General features: G+C 68.7%; 28 protein-coding genes. 8 read left to right on the top strand and 20 right to left on the bottom strand.

Going from position 1 to position 25,741, the window contains the following annotated elements:
- Positions 1 to 68 precede the first annotated feature (68 nt).
- The 13 genes from ACFXI3_RS17745 to ACFXI3_RS17685 all read right to left on the bottom strand — a co-directional run bounded on the left by ACFXI3_RS17745 (position 69) and on the right by ACFXI3_RS17685 (position 8,615).
- A complete protein-coding gene (locus ACFXI3_RS17745) occupies positions 69 to 1,118 on the bottom strand; it encodes an AAA family ATPase (RefSeq protein ID WP_378400474.1) in 1,050 nt (349 codons plus the stop codon).
- 22 nt (positions 1,119 to 1,140) lie between these two features.
- On the bottom strand, positions 1,141 to 2,076 hold the full coding sequence (locus ACFXI3_RS17740) for a bifunctional DNA primase/polymerase (RefSeq protein WP_378400473.1): 936 nt from the start codon (positions 2,074 to 2,076) through the stop codon (positions 1,141 to 1,143).
- The gene (locus ACFXI3_RS17735) at positions 2,073 to 2,534 is read right to left on the bottom strand and encodes a hypothetical protein (RefSeq protein WP_378400471.1); all 462 of its coding nucleotides are present in this window, start codon (positions 2,532 to 2,534) and stop codon (positions 2,073 to 2,075) included. The genes ACFXI3_RS17740 and ACFXI3_RS17735 overlap by 4 nt, the downstream gene beginning before the upstream one ends.
- 5 nt (positions 2,535 to 2,539) lie before the next feature.
- Positions 2,540 to 2,713: a hypothetical protein gene (locus ACFXI3_RS17730; protein ID WP_378400470.1), complete on the bottom strand. Its 174-nt coding sequence runs from the start codon at positions 2,711 to 2,713 to the stop codon at positions 2,540 to 2,542.
- 233 nt (positions 2,714 to 2,946) lie between these two features.
- Positions 2,947 to 5,136 (bottom strand): zonular occludens toxin domain-containing protein, encoded by a 2,190-nt coding sequence (locus ACFXI3_RS17725; protein WP_378400468.1) that lies wholly within the window; start codon positions 5,134 to 5,136, stop codon positions 2,947 to 2,949.
- A gap of 13 nt (positions 5,137 to 5,149) precedes the next feature.
- Entirely contained in the window at positions 5,150 to 6,250 is a 1,101-nt protein-coding gene (locus ACFXI3_RS17720) for a hypothetical protein (protein WP_378400466.1), read from the bottom strand.
- A complete protein-coding gene (locus ACFXI3_RS17715) occupies positions 6,247 to 6,540 on the bottom strand; it encodes a hypothetical protein (protein ID WP_378400464.1) in 294 nt (97 codons plus the stop codon). Before ACFXI3_RS17715 ends, ACFXI3_RS17720 begins: the two co-directional genes overlap by 4 nt.
- Positions 6,537 to 6,782 carry a hypothetical protein gene (locus ACFXI3_RS17710; RefSeq protein WP_378400462.1) on the bottom strand — a complete coding sequence of 82 codons (246 nt, stop codon included), beginning with the start codon at positions 6,780 to 6,782 and terminating at the stop codon, positions 6,537 to 6,539. Before ACFXI3_RS17710 ends, ACFXI3_RS17715 begins: the two co-directional genes overlap by 4 nt.
- Positions 6,779 to 7,171, bottom strand: coding sequence for a hypothetical protein (locus tag ACFXI3_RS17705; RefSeq protein WP_020664225.1), 393 nt, complete (start codon positions 7,169 to 7,171; stop codon positions 6,779 to 6,781). The genes ACFXI3_RS17710 and ACFXI3_RS17705 overlap by 4 nt, the downstream gene beginning before the upstream one ends.
- 97 nt (positions 7,172 to 7,268) lie before the next feature.
- Positions 7,269 to 7,697: an RRQRL motif-containing zinc-binding protein gene (locus ACFXI3_RS17700; RefSeq protein ID WP_378400460.1), complete on the bottom strand. Its 429-nt coding sequence runs from the start codon at positions 7,695 to 7,697 to the stop codon at positions 7,269 to 7,271.
- Positions 7,694 to 8,071: a hypothetical protein gene (locus ACFXI3_RS17695; RefSeq protein WP_378400456.1), complete on the bottom strand. Its 378-nt coding sequence runs from the start codon at positions 8,069 to 8,071 to the stop codon at positions 7,694 to 7,696. The genes ACFXI3_RS17700 and ACFXI3_RS17695 overlap by 4 nt, the downstream gene beginning before the upstream one ends.
- Entirely contained in the window at positions 8,071 to 8,394 is a 324-nt protein-coding gene (locus ACFXI3_RS17690) for a hypothetical protein (protein WP_378400454.1), read from the bottom strand. The genes ACFXI3_RS17695 and ACFXI3_RS17690 overlap by 1 nt, the downstream gene beginning before the upstream one ends.
- A gap of 41 nt (positions 8,395 to 8,435) precedes the next feature.
- Positions 8,436 to 8,615, bottom strand: coding sequence for a hypothetical protein (locus tag ACFXI3_RS17685; RefSeq protein WP_378400452.1), 180 nt, complete (start codon positions 8,613 to 8,615; stop codon positions 8,436 to 8,438).
- 129 nt (positions 8,616 to 8,744) lie between these two features.
- On the opposite strand from ACFXI3_RS17685, the gene ACFXI3_RS17680 reads away from it, so the two are divergent.
- Positions 8,745 to 9,596 (top strand): GntR family transcriptional regulator, encoded by an 852-nt coding sequence (locus ACFXI3_RS17680; RefSeq protein ID WP_378400450.1) that lies wholly within the window; start codon positions 8,745 to 8,747, stop codon positions 9,594 to 9,596.
- Positions 9,593 to 10,492: a glycosyltransferase gene (locus ACFXI3_RS17675; RefSeq protein ID WP_378400448.1), complete on the top strand. Its 900-nt coding sequence runs from the start codon at positions 9,593 to 9,595 to the stop codon at positions 10,490 to 10,492. Before ACFXI3_RS17680 ends, ACFXI3_RS17675 begins: the two co-directional genes overlap by 4 nt.
- 671 nt (positions 10,493 to 11,163) lie before the next feature.
- Here ACFXI3_RS17675 and ACFXI3_RS17670 read toward each other — a convergent pair.
- Both ACFXI3_RS17670 and ACFXI3_RS17665 read right to left on the bottom strand, forming a co-directional pair.
- On the bottom strand, positions 11,164 to 11,823 hold the full coding sequence (locus tag ACFXI3_RS17670; RefSeq protein WP_378400446.1) for a response regulator: 660 nt from the start codon (positions 11,821 to 11,823) through the stop codon (positions 11,164 to 11,166).
- The gene (locus tag ACFXI3_RS17665) at positions 11,820 to 12,914 is read right to left on the bottom strand and encodes a sensor histidine kinase (RefSeq protein ID WP_378400444.1); all 1,095 of its coding nucleotides are present in this window, start codon (positions 12,912 to 12,914) and stop codon (positions 11,820 to 11,822) included. Before ACFXI3_RS17665 ends, ACFXI3_RS17670 begins: the two co-directional genes overlap by 4 nt.
- Positions 12,915 to 13,122: 208 nt before the next feature.
- Here ACFXI3_RS17665 and ACFXI3_RS17660 point away from each other — a divergent pair, with 208 nt between their 5' ends.
- Positions 13,123 to 14,520 (top strand): alpha/beta hydrolase family protein, encoded by a 1,398-nt coding sequence (locus ACFXI3_RS17660; protein ID WP_378400442.1) that lies wholly within the window; start codon positions 13,123 to 13,125, stop codon positions 14,518 to 14,520.
- A 10-nt stretch (positions 14,521 to 14,530) separates the two neighbouring features.
- On the opposite strand, the gene ACFXI3_RS17655 is transcribed toward ACFXI3_RS17660, so the two are convergent.
- A complete protein-coding gene (locus ACFXI3_RS17655) occupies positions 14,531 to 15,172 on the bottom strand; it encodes a DUF4304 domain-containing protein (protein ID WP_378400440.1) in 642 nt (213 codons plus the stop codon).
- A 117-nt stretch (positions 15,173 to 15,289) separates the two neighbouring features.
- On the opposite strand from ACFXI3_RS17655, the gene ACFXI3_RS17650 reads away from it, so the two are divergent.
- Complete coding sequence (locus ACFXI3_RS17650; RefSeq protein ID WP_378400438.1) at positions 15,290 to 18,118, top strand: RICIN domain-containing protein; 2,829 nt, start codon at positions 15,290 to 15,292, stop codon at positions 18,116 to 18,118.
- Here the strand turns inward: ACFXI3_RS17650 and ACFXI3_RS17645 are convergent.
- Positions 18,115 to 18,570 (bottom strand): MarR family winged helix-turn-helix transcriptional regulator, encoded by a 456-nt coding sequence (locus ACFXI3_RS17645; protein WP_378400437.1) that lies wholly within the window; start codon positions 18,568 to 18,570, stop codon positions 18,115 to 18,117. The genes ACFXI3_RS17650 and ACFXI3_RS17645 overlap by 4 nt on opposite strands.
- Before the next feature lie 84 nt (positions 18,571 to 18,654).
- On the opposite strand from ACFXI3_RS17645, the gene ACFXI3_RS17640 reads away from it, so the two are divergent.
- Both ACFXI3_RS17640 and ACFXI3_RS17635 read left to right on the top strand, forming a co-directional pair.
- The gene (locus ACFXI3_RS17640; protein WP_378400435.1) at positions 18,655 to 18,984 is read left to right on the top strand and encodes a rhodanese-like domain-containing protein; all 330 of its coding nucleotides are present in this window, start codon (positions 18,655 to 18,657) and stop codon (positions 18,982 to 18,984) included.
- Positions 18,985 to 19,010: 26 nt separating this feature from the next.
- Complete coding sequence (locus tag ACFXI3_RS17635) at positions 19,011 to 19,577, top strand: YceI family protein (protein WP_378400433.1); 567 nt, start codon at positions 19,011 to 19,013, stop codon at positions 19,575 to 19,577.
- Positions 19,578 to 19,661: 84 nt separating this feature from the next.
- Here ACFXI3_RS17635 and ACFXI3_RS17630 read toward each other — a convergent pair whose 3' ends face one another.
- From ACFXI3_RS17630 to ACFXI3_RS17620, 3 genes are all read right to left on the bottom strand, one after another.
- Positions 19,662 to 22,493 carry a BTAD domain-containing putative transcriptional regulator gene (locus tag ACFXI3_RS17630; protein WP_378400431.1) on the bottom strand — a complete coding sequence of 944 codons (2,832 nt, stop codon included), beginning with the start codon at positions 22,491 to 22,493 and terminating at the stop codon, positions 19,662 to 19,664.
- Positions 22,494 to 22,591: 98 nt separating this feature from the next.
- On the bottom strand, positions 22,592 to 23,143 hold the full coding sequence (locus ACFXI3_RS17625) for a GNAT family N-acetyltransferase (RefSeq protein WP_378400429.1): 552 nt from the start codon (positions 23,141 to 23,143) through the stop codon (positions 22,592 to 22,594).
- Positions 23,140 to 24,375 carry an amidohydrolase family protein gene (locus ACFXI3_RS17620; RefSeq protein ID WP_378400427.1) on the bottom strand — a complete coding sequence of 412 codons (1,236 nt, stop codon included), beginning with the start codon at positions 24,373 to 24,375 and terminating at the stop codon, positions 23,140 to 23,142. The genes ACFXI3_RS17625 and ACFXI3_RS17620 overlap by 4 nt, the downstream gene beginning before the upstream one ends.
- Before the next feature lie 79 nt (positions 24,376 to 24,454).
- Here ACFXI3_RS17620 and ACFXI3_RS17615 point away from each other — a divergent pair, with 79 nt between their 5' ends.
- The gene (locus ACFXI3_RS17615; RefSeq protein WP_378400425.1) at positions 24,455 to 24,898 is read left to right on the top strand and encodes a MarR family winged helix-turn-helix transcriptional regulator; all 444 of its coding nucleotides are present in this window, start codon (positions 24,455 to 24,457) and stop codon (positions 24,896 to 24,898) included.
- Positions 24,899 to 24,953: 55 nt separating this feature from the next.
- Complete coding sequence (locus ACFXI3_RS17610) at positions 24,954 to 25,736, top strand: IclR family transcriptional regulator (protein WP_378400423.1); 783 nt, start codon at positions 24,954 to 24,956, stop codon at positions 25,734 to 25,736.
- The last annotated feature ends 5 nt before the right edge of the window (positions 25,737 to 25,741 follow it).

Raw genomic sequence — 25,741 nt, 5'->3', positions numbered from 1 at the left:
ATGGGTGGTCGCGGGCGTCACTCCCGCGTCCGCGGCGTGACAGCCGGCGTAGCTGTCACTCGGGGGTGTCACTCGGATTCGTGCTGGTCAGCGGCCTGGGGTGACACCGGTGACAGGTGTGACAGGGTGGGTGCGGCACCGCTGTCACTCGCCCCCGGCGCGCTGTAGATGCCGTCCACCGTGCGCGCCAGCTGGCCGGCGTCGCCCATGCGCTTGCAGGTCTGGCGGATGGTTTCCGGCTTGGCCTCAAGCGCGGCGGCGATCGCTTTCGGCGTGAGCGGCCCGTGGTCGCGCAGAACCCGCAGGATCTGCGCGCGGGTGTCGCCGACCAGGTGATCGGCCGCCGGGCCGTCGAGCTTTGTCCACCTGCCGGCGGTGGCGTCGAACGTCATGGCGTAGTCGGCCTCTTCGACGTCGCGGCCGGTCACGTGCAGCACCCCGTCCGCCTGCCCACGGCCGCGCTCGAGTACGAGTGTGGCGTCAACGGCACCGGTAAGCCCGTTCGTGCCGGAGACGAGGTTCTGCCAGTCCTCCGCCCCCTGCTTACGGACGTGGTGAATCAGCAGGAACGGGACGCTGTAGTGGTCAGCCAGCTGCTTGAACCGGCCGGCCGCGGCGTAGTCGCCGGCGTAGGCCGACAGGCCCGACGCGTCGGACCCGCGCATCTTCTCGTAGGTGTCGATGATGACCAGCCGGGCGTGCGGGTTCTCCTCCAGCCACTCGACAAGCACGGCGTCACCGCCCGCGGTCATGGTGGGGCAGGCGGTTTCGAGGGTGAGCATCGGCGCGGCCTCGCCGCCGGCGGCGAGCATCTGCCGCCGGCGACGCTGCAACCGCCGGCCCGTGTCCTCCAGCGCGCAGTACAGGACCGGGCCGCGCTCCACCTCGATCGAGCCCAGCACCGGCACGCCGTTGGCGATGTCCGCGCCCATGCCGAGCGACAGCCACGACTTGCCCAGCTTCGGCGCGCCGGCCAGCAGGTTCAGCCCCTCGGCAAGCAGGCCGGGCACGGCCCACTTCGGCGGCGGGAACTCCTCTCGCATCAGCTCCGCATCGGTCCACCGGGTGCGGCGGGCGGGCGGTGTCGGCACAGCGGCCAGCGGCCGGGGTGTGGTCATGGCTGGTTCCTCCGAGCGTTGGTCAGGCGACGTGCCGCGGGCGCTTCGCTCCGGCGCGCAGACCGGACGTGATCGTCGTGTTGGCTTCGCGGGCGGTGAAATGCCGCGCTCCGATGTGGCGGCCGGCCGCGGTGAGCAACGCGGCCCGCACCTCGTCTTCGGTGAGCGCGTCGCCGGCGACCAGCTGCCCCAGTGCGACCGCGGCGGCGTAGAGCGTCGCGTTGCGGTTCTGCTTGGCGTCGGCGACCTTCCCCGCCTCCGCCCGCACCGCGACGTCGAGGTAGCGGGACCGGCGGCCGGCGGCCGGGCGGATCGGCACCGCGGGCGCGGCCGGCAGCGGGGCGGGGGTGAGCCGCTCGACCAGCCACGCCGGCAGCTCCGCCAGCGCACCGTCCCACACGTAGCTGTAGCGTCCGGCGTCGGTGACCGTGCCCGGGGCGACGACGTAGCCGCCCCACGCGCGGGTGTCGACCTTCCAGCCGAGCCCGTTGCCGCGGTCTCCGCTGGTGATCCGCAGGACCACGCCGGCCGGGACGCGGTAGTACAGGTGCAGCCCACCCGAGGGCGTCCGGACGGTCAGGGTGTCGCCGGGCAGCTCCTGGCCGGCTTCGTCGGCGAGGACGGCGAGCACGTCTTCCCCCGAGCGCGCGCCGGCCGCGGCCCACCGCGCGGGGACGTCCTCGCCGGGCTTGAGCGTGTCGAGGTCGAGCACGCACAGCCCGGACGGCCCGGTTGCGATGCCGATCCCGTACGGCGCGTGGGTCCACGCGGCGCGGATCTTGTCTGGGTCGGTGGTGGCGCGCTGCTCCCAGGTGCGGTGTCCGCCGGCGCACCGCCCGGTCCCGGGGCAGCCGTCTTCGGCGTGCCCGGCGGGTCGCTTGCCGCCGGGGCGGAGCGGGAAGACGTGCCAGCCGCGGCCGGCCGCGTCGAGTGCGGCGTCCACTGTGGTCGTGTTCATCGGTCCTCCTGCGGGTGGTCGTGGTCGGGGTTGCTGAGTCCGAAGTCCGGCGCGGCCGGGTCGGCGACCGCGACGTCGTCGAGTCCGCCGCGAGCGCGGGCGATGACGTCGAGCAGGTCACCCAGCGACGTGCGCAGCTCGGTGCCCTCGGGCAGCGGCGCGACGGGCAGCCGGTCGACGCCCAGCCGCGCAGCCTGCTCGGCGGCCCACGCGTCCATCGCGGCTTCGTCGTCGTGGAAGTCCGGCGGCAGCGGGATCTCCCGCAGCCGCGGGTGCTGCTGGAGCAGCCAGTCCCGGCATTCCGCCCCGACCGTCAGAGCCGAGACGCCCGCGCCGGGCATCGTGGCCACTTCGCGGCGGGTGATGTGGGCGAGGATCGTGCGGAACGGCAGCGCGTTCACGGGCAGTCGGTGCGTGACGGAGAGGATCGAGTACAGGTCAAACTCGCGGGTGTCCATCGTGGTCAGTTGCCCTTCGTGAGCTGGTGGACGGCTTCGCAGCCGCGGCACTTGGCGGTGAAGATCCAGAACCAGGGCGAGCGGGTCTCGCCGGGCTCCAGCACCAGGCCGCACAAGGTGGTGATCCGGCCGGACCACCACGACCTGCTGCCGCGGTGCACGAGCGGTTTGCTGCTCATCACGTCTCCCGTCGTCGGTGACTGTGTGTGCCTGTTTTTGGGTAGGGTCGACCGGCGCGGTGTCCCGGGAGGGAGCCGCGTCACGGGGTGTTCAAGTGGGGGTTTCGGGCCGTGATCAGGGGGTTCGCGGGGGTGAGTCCCTCGCCTCCCTGGTCAGTGTCGGTGCTGGTCAGGTGAGGGAGGCGAGTCCGGGGAGGCGGTGAGGGAGAACTCCCCGGATCTCGCGGCCTCCCTCAGTCGGTTCCCTCGGTCTCGTCGCCGTCGAACTCGCCGTCTTCGTCACGCTCCGCGATAGCATCGCGGACGCGGGCGGCAGAGACCTGCATGACTCCGCCGGTCTTGTACGGCTTGGCCGACTCCGGCAGCGCGTCGTGCAGGTCGCTGTGGGTCCACTCGCCGTAGGTGCCGCGGTCGCATTCGGTCAGCCGCTGCAACACCTCCTGCGTGCGCATCCGCGCTTCGGTACCGAGCACGGCCGCGATGTTCGCGAGGTGGTCCACCGGGCCAGCCTGCTCCGCCGGGGCGTCGGCGGCCGGCAGCGCCGTCTGCTCGCGCAGCACCATGGCGCGCTTGGTGACCGCGTGGGCGTCCTTGGGCGAGACGTAGAACGACCGCAGCAGGCCGGGCTTGGCGGTGAAGCCGCGCGCCATGCAGGTGCCGACGTCGCCGGGACCCTCGTCGGTCTTCGGGGTGAGCCCCACCGCGGAGATGCCCGCCTTGTACGAACCCGTGCCGAGAACGGCGTCGTTGGCCATCTGGTCGCCGATGGCGAAGCACGCCTTGTTGCTGGCCACCGAGGTGATCTTGCGCGGCAGCGCGTCCTTCGACGGCTCCGGCGTGAGGAAGATCAGCGTGATGGCGTACTTGCGTGCGGTGCTCATCAGCTTGGACGCGACCTCGATCGCCTTCTTGCCGTCCTTGCCCATGAACAGGTTCTGGCACTCGTCGATCACCACGACGCGCGGGCGCAGCCGTCCGTCCTTTTCGGCCAGTACGCGGGTCACCGCGCGGTCGGTGGCGTGCGCCTTGAGCGCCTTACCCCGCACCGAAAGGTCGTCGTACAGCTCGTAGAGCAGGTTCAGGCACGCGTCCACGGTCTCGTCGCCGGCACCGGTGGTGAGCGTCCGCAGCCGCGGCTTCATGGGGTCGTAGTCGGTGTTCTCCGCCATGACCACGACGTCGATGTCCACCAGCGGGTCCAGCATCGCGCCCAGCACCAGGTTGATGGCCAGCGTGGACTTGCCCGAGCCCATCATGCCGCCCAGGGCGTAGTTGGCCTCGAACAGCCGGCCGCGCACCACGTCGCCCTTGAGCGTCACCCCGACCGGCACGCCGGCGAAGTAGTCGGCGGTGACGGTGTCCAGGTCCGTGAGCAGCGGCCACGGGTCGACCGGCTCAGACAGCACGCCCGGCTTGGCCACCCACAGGTCCAAAACGGACGGCTGCGGTTCGGTCGGCCACACCTCCCGCGGGTAGCGGACCAGGTTGTGCGCCAACGTGGTCTTGCGCTTGACGATCTCCTCCACCGGGCACGCCGGCGGCAACGCCACCTGCGCGCGCCAGCCCTTGCCGTCCTTGTGCGGCGGGGTGATGAACTTGATCCGCCACCCCTCCTTGACCGCGCGGTTGAACCCCGGGATGTTCAGGTTCTTCAGCGCGTTGAGGATCGTGTTCTCGTCCGGGAGTTCGTCCATCGTGTCGCCCTCGGCCGGCGGGGTGAGCCACTGCGGCATCTCGCCGTGTGTGCGGCCCTGCTGGTACAGGTAGCCGACACCCACGACCGTGCCGACGACCAGCAGCAACACGCCGTAGGTGGTCAGGAACCACACCACGAACGCGACCGCGTCGAACACGCCCGTGATGGGCGTCAGGATCTCGCCGATTTCGCCGTCATTGATCGCCAGGATGATGCCCAGGACCAGCAGAAACCCTGTCACACCAACGGAACCGATGACGGCAGCCTTGATCCACTGACCCGGGGCGCGGAGCCAATCCATGGTGCGGTCGTGGCGGCGCTGCTTCTCCGCCACGTCCCGGGCCTCCCACTCCAACAGCTTGTCGTGTTCGCCCGCGGCTTCCGCGGCGCGCATCATGCGTTCGTAGCGGTTCGCGCCGTGCGTGTCCCGCCACCGCGTCACGACCACCTTGACCCCGGCGGCGGGGTAGGCGACACCGTGCCGGAACGCGGTCTTGGTGCGCTCGTGCTTGACCACGTCGCGGGCCGTGCGGACGACGGTCACCACGTCGTTGCCGTAGCCGCGGTAGCGGGCGATCGCCCGGGCCTTCTGCGAGGTGAGGCGCTGGTACTCCTCGTCGGTGACGATCTCGCCCTCGATCACCTCGCTGTGGTCCGGCGCGGTGGGCAGGTGGTGGACGGTGGCCAGCTCGCCGGCGGCCGGGGTCTGTTCGGTGTTGTCGTTCATCGGGTCCTCCGGCTCACTTGCGGTTGGGGTTGGCGTGCTCGTCGCGCAGCTGGCGGGCGAACTTCGGCGCGCAGTGCAGCGTCTTGCGGATCGACTCCGCCGAAGCCGGGTTGATCGCCACGTCGGGGTTGTCCAGCGCGGCGGTGAACGCGGCGCGCAGGTCCTCGATCGTGCGCGTCTTCGGGGCGCGCGGAGGTCGGGGCTTGTGGGTCGATTTCGGCTGGTCGGCCGGGCGATCGAGGGTCAACACCGGGGCGTCGACGATCGGGCCGTCGTCGACGCGCGGGGCCTGGTCCTGTTCGGCGAAGAACGCGGCGATCTCCTCGTCGAGCACGTCCGCGGCGTGCCGGTCCGGGTCGACCACCGCGGCGAGTCGACGGCCGTCGAGGGTGTAACGGCCCGGGGTGAACACCAGCCGCGCGTTGCCGTCGCCGTCGAGTTCGGCGACCGCGGTCCGGACGGCGGCGGCCCGGACCTTGGCGACCTTGCGCAGCGTCTTGCGTTCGATCCGGGCGGCGGCCCGCTCCGCCGCCGACCGCGGCGGCGAGGCCACGGCGAGCTGATGGGCGATGACGCCGGCGACGGACACGATGCCCATCACCACCGCCGCGTCCCACCCGCGGCCCAGGCCGTGCACGACGTTCAGGCCGAACCCGACGCCAGCGAACAGCCACGTGCCGAGCTGCAACGCCCACACCGGCCGCTCGGGGTGGCGGTGGCGGGTGACCTCCACTGCGAACGCGAACGCCCACATGCCCAGCTCCGAGAGCGCCGGCAGCGGTGCACCGGTGGCGTTGCCGTAGACACCGACGCCGTAACCGGCCATCGCCGGGACGGCCATGCCCGCCGACACCAGGGCGAGCAGGTAGATCGGCAGCCGCACCCGGTTCGCCGACAGCCACCCCGTGACCGCCTTCCGCGCGGCTTTCCGGTTGGCCTGGCGGGTCTTGCGGCGCTGGTCGGCCAGCTTGACCGCGGCTGCGGCGTCGATCCGGCGTTGGTCCGCCGCCGCAGTCTGCGCGCGCAGCTTGCGGTCCAGCGCGGCGTTCGCGTCCTGCCGCTGGATCTCTGCCTCCGCCGCGCGGGTGGCGCGGCGCTCGTCTGCCCAGCTCATCGGGTCACCTCCCGGTTCTCGTGGTCGGTCGTCTCGTCGGTGGTGGTCGGCGGCGCGGCGAGCTGCTTGCGCTCGGCCGCTTCGGTCTTCAGGCGGGTCTGCTGGCGGTGGTCGCGGATCTCGTGCGCCGCCCACCCGGCGGCGACGACCGCTGACACCAGGGCGAACCACGGCGTGAACACCATGGCCAGGACCAGCGGCCCGACCGTGAAAGCCAGCTCACCGAAGTGCCAGACGGCCCACTCCATGGCCAGTTCCAGGCGGGTCCGCTGCTCACGCTGCACGTTCATCGGGGCACCTCCTGCCCTGTCGGGAAACCTGCGGGGAAGAACTGGTTCACTCGCCGTCGCGGCGGCTGGGACGCCTGCCGTGTGGCGGCCTGGTCGAGCCGGACCAGCACGCCGGCCAAGATTCGTTCGGCGATGACCAGCGGAATGCGCAGCAGGTGTAGGACCAGGAACAGGCACACGGTCCCGGCGAACCGGAGCAGGGCGAGGGTTCCGCGCTCCTGCAACACCTCGAACGTGTTCACGTGCGCTCACCACCCTTCGCCGCGTTGAAGTCGGCGGCCCAGCGCTGGCACCACGCGGTGAGCTGGTCGAGCGGCGCGGACCAGGTGATCGACGGGTCCGCCTCGAACGCCCGGGCCGCGGCAACGGCGGCGGCCTGGCTGGGCGTACTCAGCGGCAGCACGGTGATCGGCCCGTTGTGGCCGAAGTTCATCGCGGTCCACATGTCGAGGCGGATGCGGATGCTGTTGCCGTCAGCGGACATGCCCGGGATGACCGCGAGGTGCGGGCCGATCTGGACGAACGGCCGCGTGATCGAAACTCGCGTGCCGTTGACGTCGAGGTCGCAGTTCACCGCGGCGAGGCCAGAGCCGTCGAACACGTAGGTGTCGAGTTTGAGGTAGCTGGTCATCGGTTCCCCTCCTTGGCGGCGGCCTCGCGGCGCGCACGGGCGATCTCTTCCTCTTGGCGCTGCATCTCCGTGTGCCAGGCGCCGGAGTCGTTCGTGGTCATGCGGCCACCCCCGCCCGGTCGGCCTGCTCGCTCTCGAAGCAGGTCCAGCACTGGCGGGTGCTGGTCGGCACGCAGTAGTCCTGCACCTGCCCGCAGTCCACGCAAGTGCGGCGGGCCTCCATCGCGTGGTCCAGCTGCCCCGGCGCCGCGGTGCGCTTGACCGCGGCCAGCTCGACCGAGAACAGCTCCGCCACGGTCTCCCGGGCGAAGGGCTGGTGGTGGCGGAACACCAGCAGCGCCAACGGGTCCTGTCCGTTGGGGCGCAACCCGACCTCGCGCAGCTGGGCGCGGGTGAGCAGGGTCGAGGGGGCCTCGCCCCACCCGAACACCGGCAGTCCGTCCCGCTCGCCGCGGCACAGGCACGCGTGATGCGTGCGGCCGTCGAACACCGTGGTCACCGTCTGGCGGCGGTTGCGCGGGTTCACCGGTCCGCCCCGTCCGTGACGCCGGCCAGCTCCGCCGCGGCGAGCTGTTCGAGGCGGTGGGCTTCGGCGTGGTGCCAGATGCTGCGGCGCCACTCGTCGAACGTCACGCCGTCGCCAGCGGCCATCGCGTCGCCGACGTGCTGGTGCATTGCGGCGATCTCGCGCAGGCGGCCGGCGATCTCGCGGGAGATCAGGCGGTTCAGCTCGACCGGCGTGTAGGCCACGGTCGCGACCTCGCGCGCCGGGCTGGTGGTGTCTACCATCTGGTGTTCCTCCGTGCGGTTTCGTGACTGGGCGGTGGAACCCGGCGCGGTCGGCGCGTTCTTGGCGGAGTGGGCCGCCGCGTCGGGGTGGAACAGCACGCGGGCCGCCATCACGCGGCCTCGTCGTCGAGCAGCAGCGACAGCGCCGCAGCGGTCTTGCCCTGGCCCTGCACGCCGGCGATCAGGAAGTTCGACCGCAGCACCTCGCGGCCGGCGCGGCGACGCGCCCGGCTCACCCGGCGCTGGTCGTTGAAGTCGTGCCGGAACGCACGCTCCGCGGCGTGCTCGTCGGCAGCCAGCTCGCCGTAGACGTCCTGAAGCAGCGCGTCGATGTCGGTTTCGGTCAGCCCGTCCGGGTAGACCGCCTCGCCGGCGAACTCGTCAGCGGCCGACACAGTGGCGTCGGTCAGGCGGCGGTAGACGTTGGTGTCCATTGCGAAGTCCTCTCGAAGAAACGTGCAGGTCAGTGGGGATGTCAGAGCGAGCTGAAGAACGTGGTCAGGCTGTGCATGACGTGGCGGACGTGTCCGGCCGCCTCCAGCGGCGAGGAGACGACGAACACCAGCACCGCGACCACCAGGGCCAGCCCGACGAGCTTCCGGCCGAACCCCGAACCGGTCTTCAGGACCGGGAACCCCTGCTGCTTCCGCGCCATCTCGTCCTCCACATGTTCGCTGGTTCGCTAGTTCGCTAGCGAAGTTGACGAGAGTGACGCTAGCCGATCCCCGATCGACGCGCAAGGGGTTCGCTAGCGAACTGGCGAAGTTCCTGTTCTAATGGCTGCATGCAGTCACAAGCCACGGCCGGCACGGTGCCGGTCCACCACCAGATAGCCGACTCGCTCCGCGCGCGGATCGAGTCGGGCGACCTCAAGGCCGGCGACCCGTTGCCGTCAGTCAGTGAGTTGACGCAGCTTTGGGCATGCTCTCCGGGAGTCGCGCGAAGTGCTCTAGACGTCCTGAGGGGCGAGGGGCGCATCACTGGCGGGCGCGGCAAGCCGGCGACGGTGCGCGTTCCGCCCCGGCGAGTTCGGCTCACAATCGACTGGACGCAGGAACAAAAGGACCTCGTTCTTCGGCCGACCGAAGAGAGGAAGGTGCGCGGCGCTATCGAGATGACCGCAGGGATTCCGATAGAACAGCTCAACTCAAGCCATCGCTACTCGCAAGTTCCCGCGTCGGAAGAATTGGCGGCTGAGTTTCATATTGAGCCCGGAGCAACCCTTGTCCGCCGCGCATACGAGATGACCGACAAGACTTCGGGACACCGCGTAACGTGGAGCGTCTCGCATATTCCGTTGACCCTCATTGAGGGAAACCCGGACCTCCTGGACGAAAACAATGAGCCGTGGCCGGGAGGGCACCAACATCAGCTCTACACGGTCGGAATCGAATTAGGTCGGTTTGAGCGGTCGGTTATCGCGATACAGCCCACCACCGCAGACCGACAAGTGTGGGGAATGGAACCGGGAGTCCCGCTACTTCAGGTGCGCAGCAGGTCGATCGATATCGACGACCGCGTAGTTGAAATCTCGGATGCAACGTACCCGGCAGACCGGACTGAGATTCACTTCACCGAGCATCTGAAGCGATGGCCGGCGGACTACCCCCGACACGAGCGAGACGAGGACCAGTGACAGTGGAACGGCCGACGATCAACCCCGCCCTCGGCCTGGAGTTGACGCCAGAGCGGACCCTGAAGAAAGAAGTTGTATCCGTCAGCGTCGTAATTCCGGCCCACAATGAAGCGGAGACCATCGGGGAGGTGGTGGAAGAGGTTCGCGAAGGACTGGAGTCACTAGGGCTCCCGTTGGACGTTCTTGTGAGTGCGAGCGGATGCACCGACGCCACTGCTGAAATCGCAGCGTCGGCGGGTGCGCGCGTAGTTGAAGCGCCAGCCGGAAAGGGGGCCGCGGTGAGTGCCGGTCTTGCGGCTACCGATGGCGAAATCGTCTGCCTGATCGACGGCGACATACGCTATTACGGAGATCCGCCCTTGGTGCCTCTCTTGGCGGAACCGATCCTGAACGGAATAGCCGACGCGGTAGTGAGTGACCTCTATTGGCGGCCGCTATATCCCCAACTGTGGCTCTACGGATTCTTTGCGCCGTTGGCGGGCTCACTCTTCCCGGAGTTGCTTCCGAAGGTCGGCTCTACGCCCTGGTCAGGCCAGCGAGCGGCAAAACGGCACCTTTGGCCCGAGTCGTTGCCTAAGGGCTTCACGATGGACCTGGCGCTTTTGCTTCACTGGAACGAGCACGCCTTGCGCATGCGGCCCGTTCTTGCGGACGACTGGGTCAACCCGCAGCGTCCGAAACCGGACCTGATGCGGCAGGAACATGACCTGCTGGTCGGTGAAGCGATCCGGCGTGGACGCATCCCGGCTGGGGCCGCGGAACGCCTCGCCGGCTGGTTCGAGACAGCCCATGAGCTGATGGCCCAGTACAACCCGGAGCGAGATGACCCGCAAGCGTTCGAGGCGCGCGTTCTTGAGTCGTCCCTGGCGGCGCTTCGGCCGCATCTCGCGACCTAGGTCGCCGACCTCGCCATGAAGTCCACGCTAGCCTTTCGGGCCGTTACGGGCGCACTCAGCGCCGGTAACGGCCCGAATTGCGAGCCCTGAGATCGCCGTACGCGGACGAACATGACACCGCGGGTGTAGTTGGACCCGGGGAACCGTCCTAGAGGCTTTGAGGGGGCCGGATTTCGACGATGACCGGGCTTTCGCCGGGCGCGGCGCGTGGTCCTCGCCGTTGAGGTGAGTGACACCCCGAGGGTGTCGAGACTGTCACACCTGTCACTCTGTCACTCGACCCCCTTTGAGCTGCGGTTATAGGTGTGACAGGTGAGTGACACCAAGGGGGACAGCAGTTTTCCCACTCTACTACTATGTCTCTCTAGTCACTGAGCAGCGAAAAGAGGCTGAAACAGCGGGGAGTGGAGGCGCACTCCACCTAGCGCTGTTCCAGCCTCTTTGCCCTGGAGTCACGAGGCCAGCGGCCAATACACGGCCAAGGTGGCATCTCACCGACCCCAGGGACATGACAACGCGCAGGTCAGGGGCCATACGGCACCCTCTTTCAGCCCATCCCTCCGGAGGCAGGTGTCGCAGGTTCGAATCCTGCCGAGGGCACATTATCGGCCGATACTCGAAATCACCTTCACGGTGCGAGTATCGGCCAATGTTGTTTCCGCCGGTCGACGTCACGCCGGGTGGATGAGGCGGCTTTCGTAGGCGAAGATCACCGCCTGGATCCGGTCGCGGAGTTCGAGTTTGTGCAGGATTCGCCCCAGGTGGGATTTCACGGTCGCCTCCGCGAGGTGCAGGGCGGCGGCGATCTCGGCGTTCGAAAGGCCGGAACCCACCTGGACGAGCACCTCGCGCTCGCGGGCGCTGAGTTTGTTCAGGCGCTCGTCGCCGGCGGCGTCCGTGTCGGGCAGGTGCGGGCGGAATTTCTCCAGCAGGCGGCGGGTGATGCGCGGGGAGACCACCGCGTTGCCCGCGGCCAAGGTGCGGATCGCGGCGAGCAGTTCCTCGGGCCTGGCGTTCTTGAGCAGGAAGCCCGAGGCTCCGGCTTTGAGCCCGGCGAAGGCGTATTCGTCCAGGTCGAAGGTGGTGAGGATCAGGACTCTGGTCCGCGGACGGCCTCGGAGGATCTGCCGCGTGGCTTCGATTCCGTCGGTCACGGGCATGCGGACGTCCATCAGGACGACATCCGGGCGGAGGTCGGCGGCCAGGCGGATGGCGTCGGCGCCGTTCGCGGCTTCGCCGACTGGTTCCAGGTCCGGTTGAGCGTCCAGAATCATGCTGAATGCCATGCGCAGCAACGCTTCGTCGTCGGCGATCAGGACGCGGATCGTCATGCGGACTCCGCTGTGCTGCCGAAGACGAGGCGGGTGTGCACTCCCCAGCCGCCGCCGGGAAGCGGTCCGGCCAGCACCGTCCCGCCGTAGCCGGCCGAACGTTCGCGCATGCCGGTGATGCCGTTGCCGGAGCGGGTGGCGGGGGAAGCCGGCGGGCCGGTGTCGGTGACGTCCACGGTGACGGCCTCGGCGGCGCATTCGATCCGGACCTTCGCCTGGGTGCCCGCGGGGGTGTGCTTGAGAACGTTGGTCAAGGCTTCCTGCACCAGGCGGTAGACGGTCAGTTGCGCGGTGGCGGGGATGTGCGCGTGGCCGCCGTCGATGTCGAGGACGGTCGGAAGCCCGGCGGCGCTCGTCTGGCCCGCGAGGGTCTCCAGTTGCGCGATGCCGGGCAGCGGATGGCGCGCCGCGTCCGGTTCGTCGGAGCGCAGGACGCCGAGCGAACGCCGCATGTCGGTCAACGCCTGCCTGCCGGTTTCGGAGACCTGGCGCATCGCGGTGGTGGCTTTGGCTGGCGACGAATGCTGCGCGTAGACGGCGGCATCGGTGAGCGCGACCATGACGGACAGGTTGTGCGTGACGATGTCGTGCATCTCCCTGGTGATCCGGGCACGTTCCTCAGCGACGGCCCGTTCCCGCACGGCTTCCAGGTAGGCGCGCGCGGTCCGCTTGTTCACCCCGAGGACGGCCGCGGCGACGACCATCGCGGTAAGCGCGGCGAACGGGGTCAGGAACGCACCGTCGCTCGCCCAGCGGAGACAGGCGAGGACAGCCCCGATCTCCACCACGACGGCAGCGGCGAGCGTGACGCGCTTGCCCGAGTTCGCGGCCACTGTGTAGAGCGCCACCAGCAGCGCGATGTCGGCGGGCAGTTGGATGCCTGCCAGCCACTGGACAGCAGCCGCGGTCGCCACCACACCGAACACGATGAGCGGGGCCCGGCGCCGCCACACCAAGGGCAGCGCGAGTGCGACGGTGAGTGTGGCGGCCATCGGCAGCTCTGCGGGCGTCCACATGGTCAAGACGTGAAGCAGGAGAAGCGCGGGCAGCAGGGAATCCTGCACTGACGCCCAGCGTCGCTCGTTCTTCACAACGCGAGGGTAGGCCGACGTCCCGCCGCGCACATGAGCCTGCCGGCTGACCGCGGCGCGCCGGATTGCGACTGCGGAAGGAGTCCCGATACCTCCTGTGGTCGTAGTGCGGCCGCCAGTTCGGGTGCTCGATTGCCACTGGAGACGGGTTGGAGATCGGGTCCGGAGAGCGATGTGGCCGGGCTGGTCCGGCACCGAATATGGCGGCATGAACCTGTCCCTGCTGGAAATTCTGACGTTGCTCGGCGCCGTCGCGCTGGTGGCAGCACGCTGGCTGCCCGCAGCTGCCCGCCCGCGCGTCGCTATCGCGGCAGGAGTGGTGTTCCTGCTGTCCGCGCTAGCGCTCTGCGTGACTGGGATTCGCTGGCAGCTGCTGCCGGTGGTGGCGGGCGGTGTCGTCGCGGCTCCGCTCGCCTTCTTACCGCTGGTACGACGCCGGTCCCGCTGGTGGCTGGCGTTGCCGGGATCGTTGTTCTGCGTCTGCCTGATCGCCACCGGTCCCGTTACGGCGTGGGCCTTTCCCGTCCCCGTCTTCCCGACGCCCTCCGGCGGCTTCGCCATCGGCACCCGGGTGCTGCAGTGGACCGACCCGGACCGCCCCGAGACCTTCACCGCCGATCCGCGCGACCGGCGCACGATCGTGGCCCAGCTCTGGTACCCCGCTAACGGCCCAGCTGACGCCCCGCGTGCCCAGTACCTCGGACGTACGGAGGACGAAGCGCGCACCGTCTCCGAAGCACTCGCCGGCGGAGTCGGCTTGCCGGGCTTCCTGTTCGACGGTGTTCCGCGCGCCCGTACGCACGCAATTCCCGACGCACCGGTGGCCGTTGAGGGCGGACGGTTCCCGGTGGTGCTGTTCTCGCCGGGATCCAGCGGAGTGCGCACGCAGAACACCGCGTGGGCAGAGGAAATCGCCAGCCATGGTTACGTGGTCGTCGCGCTCGACCACCCGTACGACTCCGCCGCCGTCGTGCTCGCCGACGGCCGGACGATCACCAGCGCGACCGTCTCCACCGGCGACCGGGCGACAGACGACCGGCTGGCCGACGGCTGGACCGCGATCCGAGCCGCCGACCTCAGCTTCGCGCTGACCCGGCTGGAGAGCCTTAGCGCCGACCCGCTGACCGGACGCCTGGACCCCGGCCGGGTCGCCGTAACCGGGCACTCGATGGGTGGCGCCGCCGCGCTGCAGGCGGCCAGGCGGGACCACCGGTTCACCGCCGTCATCAATCTGGACGGCTACCCTCGTGGGCCCTTGTCTCCCGTGCTTGATCAACCGATGCTCGCGCTCACCCAGGCCGTCACCCCGGCTACCGATCCGCGCTACCTGCCTCAGCTCACCGAGGTGCTCGCACGCGGCACGGCGACGAACTACCGGCTCACCATCCCCGGCGCGGCGCACCTCACCTTTACTGACGGTCCGCTGTATCTGCCGCCGGTGCCTTCGATCGTCGGTTCGCTGGGCCGCGCTGAGAGTCCGCGGGTGGTGGCCGCTGCGAGTCTGGCGTTTCTGGATTCCTTGCTGCGCAAGGGGTCTGGTGATCTGGCGGGCGCTTTGTCGAGCTACGGGGAGCTCAAGGTGTTTCATCCTGGCAACGGCCGCTGATCGCTCGTGATCAGCGGCGCGTTCCGGTGCGTTCGCGCGCCCAGCGCACGAATTCCATCGCGTTCTCCCGCTGCGGTTCGGTGGCCACCGTCTCGAGCAACCGGTCAAGCTCGTCGCTGCGACCATGCTCGGACAGCATCGCGGCCTCAGCCCGCGCGAGATAGCCGGCATTCTCGTCGCCGCGGATGAAACCGAGGTCGCGCGACCGGATCTGCTCGGTCATCCGCTCGCGATCAAGAAGCGCGGTCAAGAACGGCCAGCCGTCGTCGGCCAGGCGGGCGGCCATGTCCCGCACGGCGACCGCGCTGTCCCGCCGTCCGGTGATCTCCCACCACCCGTCGCTGCCGGGCGGCGCGCCGGCGGGGTGCAATCGCCCGCGGTAGAGGCCCAGGCTCTCTGGGATCGGCTTCGGCAGGCGTCCGAGAGTGCGTTCTTGCCAGTCGAGCCACGGCCGTGGCGCCAGCGACAAATTGATCACGCATCTCAGTCGCTCACGATTGCTGCACGAAGACGACTGAACGTTGACGATGGCCCAGTCTCCCAACGCATTCGACCGACGCCAGGTCCCGCCCGAGCCGCTGAACCCGTGCACGCGCGCGGCCGGGCCGACAACATCGCGCAGGGCCTCGCGAAGCGCGATCTGGGCGGTCACGAAGCCGAGCATGGCAGACCCCAGGGTCCGCCAGCTACGACGAACGGCGGTTGCCCCTCGCCCCACCACCAGGTATTTCTATTTTTACAACGTTGTAACGAGTGGAGGCTGGTCTCCGTGCCGCTGAACCGCAGACACTTCGTCGCCGGGACCGTCGCCGCTCTGCTCGCCACTGCCTCCGCCGGGACCGCTGAGGCCGGGCGCAGGCGCGGCGGCTTCTACACGCCCAACGCCGCCCCGCTCTCCCCCACCGCGTTCCTACGGCTCCCGCCGGGCGCGGTCAAGCCGAGGGGCTGGCTCGCCGGCCAACTGCGGCTCCAGCTCGACGGCCTCTGCGGCCACTATCCCGAGACGTCCCATTTCCTCGACTTCGACATCACCGGCTGGGTCCATCCCGAACGCGGCGGCTGGGAAGAACTGCCGTACTGGCTGCGCGGGTACGTCGACCTCGCCATCGTCACCGGAGACAGCACCGCGCTGGCCTCCGCGCGCCGCTGGATCGACGCGGTCATCGCCACCCAGCAGGCCGACGGGTTCTTCGGCCCGAGCGAACTGCGCACCAGATTCCGGGGCGGGCCGCATTTCTGGCCGTACCTGCCGATGATCCAGGCGCTGCGGTCCTGGCAGGAGTACTCCGGCGACGGGCGCATCATCCCGCTGCTGACCCGATTCTTCCGGTACATGAACGCGCAAAGCACCGACATCTTCGACGCGGACTGGCTGAACATGCGCTGGGGCGACGGCCTCGACAGCGTCTTCTGGCTGTTCAACCGCACCGGCGACCCGTTCCTCCTCGACCTCTCGGACAAGATCCACCGCTACGGGGCCAACTGGGTCGGCAATCTGCCGAGCCTGCACAACGTCAATGTGGCACAGGGATTCCGCGAACCCGCTCAGTACTCGCTGCGTTCCGGCGACGCGAAGCTGGTCCAAGCGTCCTATCAGGACTATGACCAGATCATGGCGGCGTACGGCCAATTCGCCGGCGGCGGCTTCGCCGGGGACGAGAACGCACGCCCAGGTTACGGCGATCCGAGGCAGGGCTTCGAAACCTGCGGAATCGTCGAGTTCATGGCAAGCCACCAGCTCCTCGCCCGGCTGACCGGCGATCCGGTCTGGGCCGACCGTTGCGAAGACCTCGCCTTCAATTCCCTCCCCGCCGCTCTCGATCCGGCCGGGCGCGCGGTGCACTACATCACCAGTGCGAACAGCGTCGATCTCGACAATGTGCCCAAGACCGAAGGCCAGTTCCAGAACGGCTTCGCGATGCAGGCGTATCTTCCCGCCGTCGACCAGTACCGTTGCTGCCCGCACAACTACGGCATGGGCTGGCCGTATTTCACCGAGGAATTGTGGCTGGCCACCCCGGACAACGGCCTCGCCGCGTCGATGTACTCGGCGAGCACCGTCACCGCGAAAGTCGGCGACGGCAGTTCGGTGACCATCGACGAGGACACCGCCTACCCGTTCTCGGAGACGATCACTTTCACCATCCGGACCCCGCACCCGCTGAATTTTCCTTTGTACTTCCGGATCCCTTCGTGGTGCACCGCCCCGAAACTCACCGTCGCAAGCACGCCGGTCACGGTTCCGGCCGGGCCTGCGTACGCGAAAGTCCAGCGAGTATGGCGAAACGGCGACATCGTCACCTTGACTCTGCCGCAACGAACCACCGTACGAACCTGGCCCGCGAACCACGACTCCGTGTCAGTCGACCACGGCCCGCTGACGTACTCGCTGCAGATCGGTGAACAGTACGAGCAACTCGGCGGGTCCGCACAGTTCCCGGAATACGCCGTGCACGCGACCTCGCCGTGGAATTACGGACTGGTCGGCGACGTTTCAGCGATGACGTTCGCCGCCACCGGCGGACCATTGCCGGGCAATCCCTTCACCCCGGACACCACGCCGGCCCGGATCACCGCGCCTGCGCGGAAAATCGCCGAATGGACCGCGGACGATCAGAATGTCGTGACGCCGCTGCAGCCGTCGCCGGCACGCAGTACGGCGGAGGTCGAGCCAGTCACGCTGATCCCGATGGGCGCGGCGCGGCTGCGGATCACGTCTTTCCCGACAGCCGCGCCCGACGGCACTCCCTGGCTTCCCGGCGGAGGCGGTGCCGGATTCCGGATCATGAACCTGAACTCCGGCAAGGTTCTCGGTGTCGATCGCATGTCCACAACGGACAGTGCGCAGGTGGTCCAGTACACGGACAACGGCACCGCCGACCACCTCTGGCACCTCGTCCCGAACGGCGACGGCTGGTATCGGATCCGCAACCACAACTCCGGCAAAGTGCTCGGCGTCGATCGCATGTCCACTGCGGACAGCGCCCAGGTCGTGCAGTACACGGACAACGGAACCGCGGATCATCTCTGGCGGCTCATCGACAACGGCGACGGCTGGTTCCGCGTCGTCAATCGCAACTCCGGCAAGGTCCTCGGCGTGGACCGGATGTCCACAGCGGACAGTGCACAGGTGGTCCAGTACACCGACAACGGGACCGCCGACCATCTGTGGCAGCTAGTGCCGGACGGCCAGGTACGCATCGAGAACCGGAATTCGGCGAAGATACTGGGCGTCGACCGGATGTCCACAGCGGACAGCGCCCGGGTCGTCCAGTTCGGCGACACCGGCACCGCCGACCATCTGTGGACCTTCGAAGCGGCCGGAGGGTGGCTGCGGATTCGCAACGTCAACTCGGGCAAAGTGCTCGGCGTCGATCAGATGTCCACAGCGGACAGCGCGATCGTGGTGCAGTACGCCGACAACGGCACTCCAGACCACGACTGGCGGCTGCTCGACGACGGAAGCGGCTGGTTCCGGATCGTGAACCGCAACTCCGGCAAGGTGCTCGGCGTGGACCGGATGTCCACTGCGGACAGTGCGCAGGTGGTCCAGTTCAGCGACAACGGGACCGCGGACCATCGGTGGCGATTGCGTTAGGCCGGCCGCGAGGCCTTCCCGCCTTCCGCGACTCGCAGCAGCGCTTTCCCGATCACCGCCGCCTCCTCGTCGCTGACGTGCGCCGAGAAATGCCGTTCGATGCTCCGCAGGTAGACCGGCGCGGTCTTGCGCAGCGCGCGGACCCCCTCGTCGGTGATCACCGCCCAGCTGACCCGGCGGTCGTCCGGTTCCGGGCGCTTCGTCACGAGCTCGGCCCGCACCATCTCGTCGATCAGCCGGCTCACCCGCGTCCGGCTCAGCACCACCCGGTCGGCGACCTCCGCCATCCGCAGCCCGTTCTTCCCCGCCGCGTTCAGTTCCAGCAGGACGTCGTACCAGGCCAGGGGCACGGTTCCGCCCCGCTGCACGTCGGTTTCGATGGCTCGCACCGCGGCGCTGTGCGCGAGCAGCATCGCCCGCCAGGCCTCCAGGCCGATCTTCGGGTCGCTCACCCGCCCAGTGTAGGTCATTGCGTGCGGGCGCACCTAATGAGTAGAGTGCGTGCGTACGCACATAAATCCTTCGAGGAGGACTGAATGGTCAAGCCCATCACGCGGGACGAGGTCAAGCGGCGGATCGACGCCGGGTCGGCGATCGTCGTCGAGGCACTGCCGGCCAGCTACTACGCGGAGGCGCACCTGCCCGGCGCCCTCAACCTGCCAGTGGACGACGTGGAAAAGCTCGCCCCCATTCTGTTGCCGCACAAGGATTCCGCGGTGATCGTCTACTGCGCCGACTCGCCCTGCCAGAACTCAGGCACAGTCGCGAAACACCTGTCGGAACTCGGATACACCCAGGTTTTCGACTACGACGAGGGCAAGGCCGACTGGATCGCGGCCGGACTGCCGACCGAATCCGGCAATTGAACGCCCGGGACAGAAGGGACAGGAACATGACAGACGCAACTCGCGTGGTCGCCGGAACGGAACTTCCCGCCGCGGGGACGTGGAAGGTCGACCCCGGGCACGCCGAGGTCGGCTTCGTCGGAAGACACTTCATGCTCACCAAGGTCCGCGGCCGGTTCACCGGCGTGGACGCGACACTGGAAATCGGCGAGCGGATCGAAGACACCACGGTGCGCGCGGTCATCGACATGGCCACAGTGGACAGTGGAGACCAGACCCGGGACGATCATCTTCGTTCCGGCGATTTCTTCGACGTGGACCATCATCCGCGAGCCACGTTCGAATCGGTCTCGGTCACCGCGACCGGCAACCACGCGACCATGGCCGGAAACCTGACCATCAAAGAAGTTTCGCGGCCGGTCACGCTCGCCGTGGAGTATCTCGGGCACGCGCGCGACCCGTGGGGGAACGATCGAGCGGTGTTCTCCGCCCAGGGCAAGATCAATCGCGAGGATTGGGGACTGGTCTGGAACATGGTGCTGGAATCGGGCGGGCTTCTCGTGTCGAAGGAGATCGAACTCGTCCTGGAGATCGAGGCGATCCGCTCCTCCTGATCGGACAGATCCCGCTCGCTGAACCGCGAACCGGCTGGGTGGGCCGCCGTTGCCAAACCCGGCCGGGCGGATCGGTCAGCGGACCTAAGCCATTACCGCGGCAGCCAACTCGAACTGCTCCCGCGCCGCCTCATCCTCGCCCCGGGCGTGCAGGCAAGCCCCCAGCCGATTCCGAACCTCGATCTCCGCCCACGGCGACATCTGATCCGTCAACGCCCCCAGCGCCCGCACATGATACGAGAGCGCGAGATCCAAACTCCCCAAATCCTGTTCCGCGCTGCCCAGCCGAGACAGCGAACTCACCAGCAACAGCCGATCCTCCACCCGCTCAGCCAATTCGACCGCCTCCCGCAAGGATTCCGCCGCTTCCTCCGATCGACCGAGATGCAGCCGGACACTGCCGATATGGCTGGAAACCCGGCCCAGCATCGCCGGATTTCCGGTCTGGACCGCGACTTCCCGCGATTCGGCGAAACAGGCGAGCGAGAGTTCGTGCTCGCCCTGCTTGAAATGCACGTAACCCAACCCGGATACCGCCCGCTCGACCAGCCAGCTGTCCGCGACCTCGGCGGCCAGCGTTCGAGCCTCGCTCAGCACCTGTTCCGCTTCATCGAGCGGTCCGGCGAGCATCGTGACCATTCCCAGCCCGCACAACCCCCGCGCCGTTTCCCGCCGGTCGCCGGTTTCGCGGCTGATCCGCAGACCTTCTTCGCACCATTTCCGGGCCTGCACGGAATCCCCCAGCGCGAGATGCGCCCAGCCGAGTCCGAAGCGCAGCGCCGTCGCCATCCGCCGGTCTGCCACGTTGTCCACTTCGGACAGCGCGACTTCCAACAGGGCAAGGCATTCCCGATACCGGATGCGCCGCACGAGATAGTCGACGGCACCCTCGGCGATCCAGCACGCGTAATCCGGATGCCCCGCCGCGACCGCGGACGAGACCACTTCCACCAGATCGCCCGCGCGGTCCAGCCAGGCCGAAGCGTCCACGAGCCCGGCGAACGGCGAATCTGCGATTTCCGGGCCGCTGGGGAAACCGGGTTCGTCCCATTCGCTCGCGGCGCGGCAGGCGTGCAGGTACACCCCGAGCCCGCTGGCGACGTCGGGTTCGTCCGCGGCGAGGCGGCGGGCATAAACCGCGACCAGGTCGTGCATCCGGTACCGGCCCGCGGCGGGCGCCTGCACCAGGTTCGCGTCGACCAGGTCTTCCAGCACGTTTTCCGCGGCACGACGGGAACAGCCGAGCATCGCGGCCAGGACCAGCTCGTCGAACTCGGGCGCGGGCGCGCGGCCCAGTGTGCGGAAGGCGCGTTGCGCGTCAGCCGGAAGCTGGTCGTAGGACAGCCGGAACGCGGCCTCGACACTGCGTTCCTCGGCGGTCAGTTCGCCGAGCCGTCCGGTGTCGTCGGCGAGCCGGTCCGCCAGGTCGCGGAACGTCCACATCGGACGGTTTTGCAGCCTTGCCCCCGCGATGCGCAGGGCGAGCGGAAGCCGTCCGCACAGGCTGGCGAGTTCGTGCACAGCCTCGCGTTCCTGGCCCGCGCGAGCCGGGCCGACGATCCGGCTCAGCAGGCCGGCCGCAGCGTCAGAGCTCAACGGACCCAAGGAAATCCGGCGTTCAACGTCCAAACCGGGCAGTCGGCGGCGGCTGGTGATCAACACCCGGTTCCCGGTTCCGCCGGGCAGCAGCGGGCGGACCTGTTCGGCGCTGACGGCGTCGTCCAGCACCAGCACCAAGCGCAGCGGAGCTGTGGCGGCACGCCAGTTCGCGGACAGTTCGTCCAGGTCGTCCGGAATGTGCTGATCGTTGACGCCCGCCGACCGCAGCAACCGCCGCACCACCCGCACCGGCGCGAGCGGAGCCCGGCTGGTGCTGTGGCCGTGCAGTCCGACGAACAGGCAGCCGTCGGGATGTTCCTCGCGCAGCAGCTGGGCCGCGCGCACCGCCAGCGCCGTCTTTCCGGCCCCGGGTACACCGTCCACTGCGGACACCGCACTGCCCGGCGAGGCGAGCCGGGCCAGTTCGTCGTCGCGGCCGGCCAGCTCGCCGACGTCGTGCGGCAGTTCGTCCCGGATCCTGGGCAAGGCGGCCTGCCGCGTCGCGACACCGAGCGCGCCGTCGTCACCGCGCAGCACCGCTTCGTGCACGCGCCGCAGGTCTTCACTGGGTTCGAGCCCCAGCTCATCGAGCATCCGGACGCGGAACTCGCGCCAGGTGTCGAGCGCGTCCGTCTGCCGCCCGGCACCGTAGAAGGCGCGCATGAGCAGGCCGGTCAGCGGCTCGCGATCCGGGTGTTCGGCGAGCAGCGCCGACACCTCGCTGATCGCCGATTCGTAGTCCCCCAGCCGGATCAGCGCGTCCGTCCGGCCTTCGACCAGCCCGACGCGGCGTTCGCCGAACCGGCGGCGCTCCCGTTCGGCGAACGGGCCGGGCAGTCCGGCCAGCGGAACGCCGTCGTAGAAGGCCAGCGCCTGGCCGTATGCGTCCGCCGCCGCGGCGAGCGCACCGGCTGCCGCCGCTTTCTTGGCGCGGGCGGCGATCTCCTCGACCCGCACGGCGTCCACCCCGACGCCCGCCCCGGCGAACCGGTATCCGCCGGGGTCGGTCCGCAGCACCGATTTCGCGTCCGCGCCGGCCGCGGCCAGAGATTTCCGCAGCTGGTAGATGTAACCGGGCACGCCGTCGCTCTCCGGCGGATGCTCGCCCCACACCCGGTCGACCAGCTCGGCCCGGCTGACCGTCACGTCCGGCCGCAGGAGCAGCGCGACCAGCATCGTCGTCCGCAGCACCGGCCCGAGCTCCAGCGGCTGCCCGCCGTACCAGCCGCGGACCGGCCCGAGCACGGCGAACTCCAGCCGGGACCCAGGCTCGCGCTCCGCCCCTGCCCGGCCGGTTCGCGCGGCACCCGATGACATACCGAAAGTTTAAGGCAGCTCTTTCCGAGGCAGGGCAGATCCGTGTTCCTCGCCTCATTGCCCGGCTTGGGAGCCGCGGTGCCCGAGCACCGGTGTGGCTACCCCTTGGCCGCCCATTCATCCCGGGTCAACGCGTACTCGACCTCGCCGTGTTCGGTACCCGGCAACGGATCGTCGAAGTGGACGTGGAAAGTGCGCACGTAAGTCAGACCCGCGCGTTCCATCACCCGGCGCGACGGGGTGTTGACCGCCATCGTCTGTGCCCACACCCGCCGCATGCCGAGTTCGGTGAATCCTTTGTGGATCACCGCCCGCGCGCCTTCCGTCGCGTAGCCGCGGCCCCAGGATTTCGCCAGCAGCCGATAGCCCAGCTCCAGCTCCGCGGTGCTGCCGTCTTCCGGTGGATCCAGGGAAATCCAGCCGAGGAACTCGCCGGTTTCCCGCTCGATCGCCGCCCACCGCCCGGCCGGTCCGTTTTCATAGGTCCGGAGGATGTCGGGAAGGGTTTTGTGCTCAACCTCAGCGCGGGGTGTCGGCTCACCGGTGAGATACCGCATCACCCGCGGGTCGCTGTCGAGCTGCACGAGATTCTCGACATCAGCTTCGGTAAACCGCCGCAACAGCAACCGGTCCGTCTCCAGAACTTTCACGCGATCACCAATCCGGCCGCCTCCGCGATCCGGTCGCGAGATTCCAGCAGCCTGGTCCTGAGCTTCGGCAAATCCACTCCCAGCAGCCGACCGTCCCGTTTGACCGCCCTTCCGCCGACAAAGACGCTGTCCACCAACCCCGGATGGGCAGCGGTGACCACTGTGGACACCGGATCGTTGACCGGAAACACCGACAGATCCTCCGCGTCGATGAGCACCAGATCCGCGTCCTTACCGACGCTGATACTCCCCGCCCGGTTCTCGCGCCCACAGGTCCGGGCACCGTCCACAGTGGCGAACTCCAGCAGATCTCGCGCGACCAGGCTGCCGTCGAGACCGCGCTGCGCGGCGAACGCCGTGCGCATAGCCGAAAACATGTCACCCCCAGCTGACGGACAGTCGTCAATGGACAACGACGGCCGGATCCCAGCCGCCAGCAGACGTCCGGTTTCCGGCCACCCGAACCCCATCTTGAGCTCGACGTCCGGGCTGACCGTCACCGAACAGCCCGCGTCCGCGAGGATCGCCAGCTGCTCGTCGGCGAGGCCGTTGCCATGAACGATTGTCGTCCGGTCGTCAAGCAGTTTTCGTTCGCGCATCTCGGGAATCGAGTCGCGAACCGCGCGGTGGATGTGCACGCTCACCCTGAGCCCGAGCTCCCGCGCCAACGCGACGTCGGCGGCCGTAGTGTCCATTGTGGTCAACATCGGCCCCCGCAGCCCGAACGCCATTTCGTCGCCGGTCAGCCGGTTCCGCACTCGCGCGGTGTCGGCGGGGTCCAGCGCGCTGTAGCAGAAGATCGACCTTCCGGGAGCCTCCTGAAGCGCGTCGATCGCCGCGTCGGCGTTCTCCGGCCGGTCAGAGCAGTGGAACCAGTCGAGCATCGTCGTCACACCCGAATTGAGCGCTTCGAGCCGCCCCAGCAGATTGCCGAGATACACATCCTCCGGCCGGTAGTGCGGCCTCAGCTTCTCGTGCATCGTCTCGCGGTATTCAGCGAACGTCCAGTCCGCGCCGATCCCCCGAAACGCCGTCTGCCAGGTGTGCCGATGAGTATCCACGAACCCAGGCAGGACGATCTTGCCCGCCGCGTCCACGACCTCAGCGTCGGCTTCGAGCGCGGTGCCGACCGCCGCGATCCGCCCGTTCTCGATCAGCACGTCGCCACGCGGGAGATCCCCGACCTCCGGATCGAGACTGACCACTGTGCCGTTCCGCAGCAATGTCCGCATGAACCCTCCCCAAAGTTGATGCATCAACTCTAGGGCGGGTTGAGTTGATGAGTCAACTACCGAGGTACGCTCCCTGCCCATGACGCCCGACGACTGGGAGCTGTGGAACGCCTGGGTGCGCGCCCAACGCCTGCTCACCCGCGAGCTGGACCGCGGACTGCAGCGTGACTGCGGCATTTCGAAGGCCGAGTTCAGCGTCCTCGTGACCCTGTGGCGCACCCCCGGCCACGAGGCGCGCGTCGCCGACTTGGTCGAGGCCCTCGGCTGGGAAAAGAGCCGCCTCTCGCACCAGCTGACGAGGATGGAGTCGCGCGACCTGGTCACCCCGACTCGCAGCGGCCCCAGCGGGCGGCGCACCGGAATCAGTCTGACCGCGCGGGGCCGGTTGACTATTCAGGACGCCTTGGTGGTCCACGGCAACAACATCCGCCGCCACTTCCTGGATGAACTGACCCCCTCGCAGACCGACGCCATCCGGTCCTGGGCCGAACAGACGATCGAGCGAATCGAGCCAGCCGGCTGACGGGACGCTACCGTGTTCCGAAGATGACTACAGGTATCCGAAAGGTTGATGCCGGATGAGCGACGCATCGGGCAAAGCAGCGTCGCCGGCCGCGGACCGGACGCTGACCGTGCTGGAGGCCCTCGTCCGCGCCGAGGAACCGCTGACGCTGACCGCGCTCGCCAAGGCTGCCGGGGTGCCGCTCGCCACCTGCGCCTCTATCGCTTACACGCTGGAGCAGCGGGGGTATGCCGTTCGGCGGGTCGTCGGCCGGAGCCACTTCTGGCGCCCCACGCTGCGCCTCTATGGGCTGGCCATCGAGTTGGTCCGGAAGGTCGACCTGCCGTCCATCGTCCAGGCCGACCTGCGGCGTCTCGCGGAGAGCCTGGGGATGCCTGCGCATGTGGGGATCTTGGAGGATGCTTCGGTCGTTTATGTGGCTAAGGCTTCTACGCCTGGGTTTGTTCAGTTCGATACTTATCGGGGGAAGGTTGCTCCGTTCGACCTGACTGCGTTGGGGCGGGCAATCGCTGCGCATCTGCCGGAGGCTGAGTTGAAGCCGTTGTTGTCCCGTCTTTCGCTCGGGGCTGGGCCGAAGGCTGCTGCGCCGGATGCGGGTCAGTTTCTGGCCTTGCTGGCGAAGGTGCGGGCGGATGGGTATGCGATTGAGAGCGAGGAGGAACAGGCTGAGATCGCTTGCCTTGCTGCACCGTTCTTCGACGCCGAGGGTGCTGTCGCTGGGGCCGTTGGGGTGACGGGGTTTGCGCGGCAGTTGGTTGGGGAGAAGCGGAAGGCCGCGGTGCGGGGTGTGGTGCAGGTGGGGCAGGAGGTCTCACGCCGACTGGGGTTTGTGGTGTGAGACTC

This window comes from Amycolatopsis sp. NPDC059235 (assembly GCF_042754125.1).
Taxonomy (GTDB): domain Bacteria; phylum Actinomycetota; class Actinomycetes; order Mycobacteriales; family Pseudonocardiaceae; genus Amycolatopsis; species Amycolatopsis albidoflava.
This window is presented reverse-complemented; position numbering and strand designations above follow the sequence as displayed.

What these genes read in the sequence shown, in the direction of transcription:
- ACFXI3_RS17745 (WP_378400474.1), bottom strand. Translation starts at nt 1,118, where the DNA reads ATGACCACACCCCGGCCGCTGGCCGCTGTGCCGACACCGCCCGCCCGC.
- ACFXI3_RS17730 (WP_378400470.1), bottom strand. Translation starts at nt 2,713, where the DNA reads ATGAGCAGCAAACCGCTCGTGCACCGCGGCAGCAGGTCGTGGTGGTCC.
- ACFXI3_RS17640 (WP_378400435.1), top strand. Translation starts at nt 18,655, where the DNA reads ATGGTCAAGCCCATCACGCGGGACGAGGTCAAGCGGCGGATCGACGCC.
- ACFXI3_RS17695 (WP_378400456.1), bottom strand. Translation starts at nt 8,071, where the DNA reads ATGGCGGCCCGCGTGCTGTTCCACCCCGACGCGGCGGCCCACTCCGCC.
- ACFXI3_RS17630 (WP_378400431.1), bottom strand. Translation starts at nt 22,493, where the DNA reads ATGTCATCGGGTGCCGCGCGAACCGGCCGGGCAGGGGCGGAGCGCGAG.
- ACFXI3_RS17620 (WP_378400427.1), bottom strand. Translation starts at nt 24,375, where the DNA reads ATGCGGACATTGCTGCGGAACGGCACAGTGGTCAGTCTCGATCCGGAG.
- ACFXI3_RS17740 (WP_378400473.1), bottom strand. Translation starts at nt 2,076, where the DNA reads ATGAACACGACCACAGTGGACGCCGCACTCGACGCGGCCGGCCGCGGC.
- ACFXI3_RS17685 (WP_378400452.1), bottom strand. Translation starts at nt 8,615, where the DNA reads ATGGCGCGGAAGCAGCAGGGGTTCCCGGTCCTGAAGACCGGTTCGGGG.
- ACFXI3_RS17615 (WP_378400425.1), top strand. Translation starts at nt 24,455, where the DNA reads ATGACGCCCGACGACTGGGAGCTGTGGAACGCCTGGGTGCGCGCCCAA.
- ACFXI3_RS17735 (WP_378400471.1), bottom strand. Translation starts at nt 2,534, where the DNA reads ATGGACACCCGCGAGTTTGACCTGTACTCGATCCTCTCCGTCACGCAC.
- ACFXI3_RS17670 (WP_378400446.1), bottom strand. Translation starts at nt 11,823, where the DNA reads ATGACGATCCGCGTCCTGATCGCCGACGACGAAGCGTTGCTGCGCATG.
- ACFXI3_RS17680 (WP_378400450.1), top strand. Translation starts at nt 8,745, where the DNA reads ATGCAGTCACAAGCCACGGCCGGCACGGTGCCGGTCCACCACCAGATA.
- ACFXI3_RS17715 (WP_378400464.1), bottom strand. Translation starts at nt 6,540, where the DNA reads ATGAACGTGCAGCGTGAGCAGCGGACCCGCCTGGAACTGGCCATGGAG.
- ACFXI3_RS17635 (WP_378400433.1), top strand. Translation starts at nt 19,011, where the DNA reads ATGACAGACGCAACTCGCGTGGTCGCCGGAACGGAACTTCCCGCCGCG.
- ACFXI3_RS17720 (WP_378400466.1), bottom strand. Translation starts at nt 6,250, where the DNA reads ATGAGCTGGGCAGACGAGCGCCGCGCCACCCGCGCGGCGGAGGCAGAG.
- ACFXI3_RS17705 (WP_020664225.1), bottom strand. Translation starts at nt 7,171, where the DNA reads ATGACCAGCTACCTCAAACTCGACACCTACGTGTTCGACGGCTCTGGC.
- ACFXI3_RS17690 (WP_378400454.1), bottom strand. Translation starts at nt 8,394, where the DNA reads ATGGACACCAACGTCTACCGCCGCCTGACCGACGCCACTGTGTCGGCC.
- ACFXI3_RS17725 (WP_378400468.1), bottom strand. Translation starts at nt 5,136, where the DNA reads ATGAACGACAACACCGAACAGACCCCGGCCGCCGGCGAGCTGGCCACC.
- ACFXI3_RS17610 (WP_378400423.1), top strand. Translation starts at nt 24,954, where the DNA reads ATGAGCGACGCATCGGGCAAAGCAGCGTCGCCGGCCGCGGACCGGACG.
- ACFXI3_RS17660 (WP_378400442.1), top strand. Translation starts at nt 13,123, where the DNA reads ATGAACCTGTCCCTGCTGGAAATTCTGACGTTGCTCGGCGCCGTCGCG.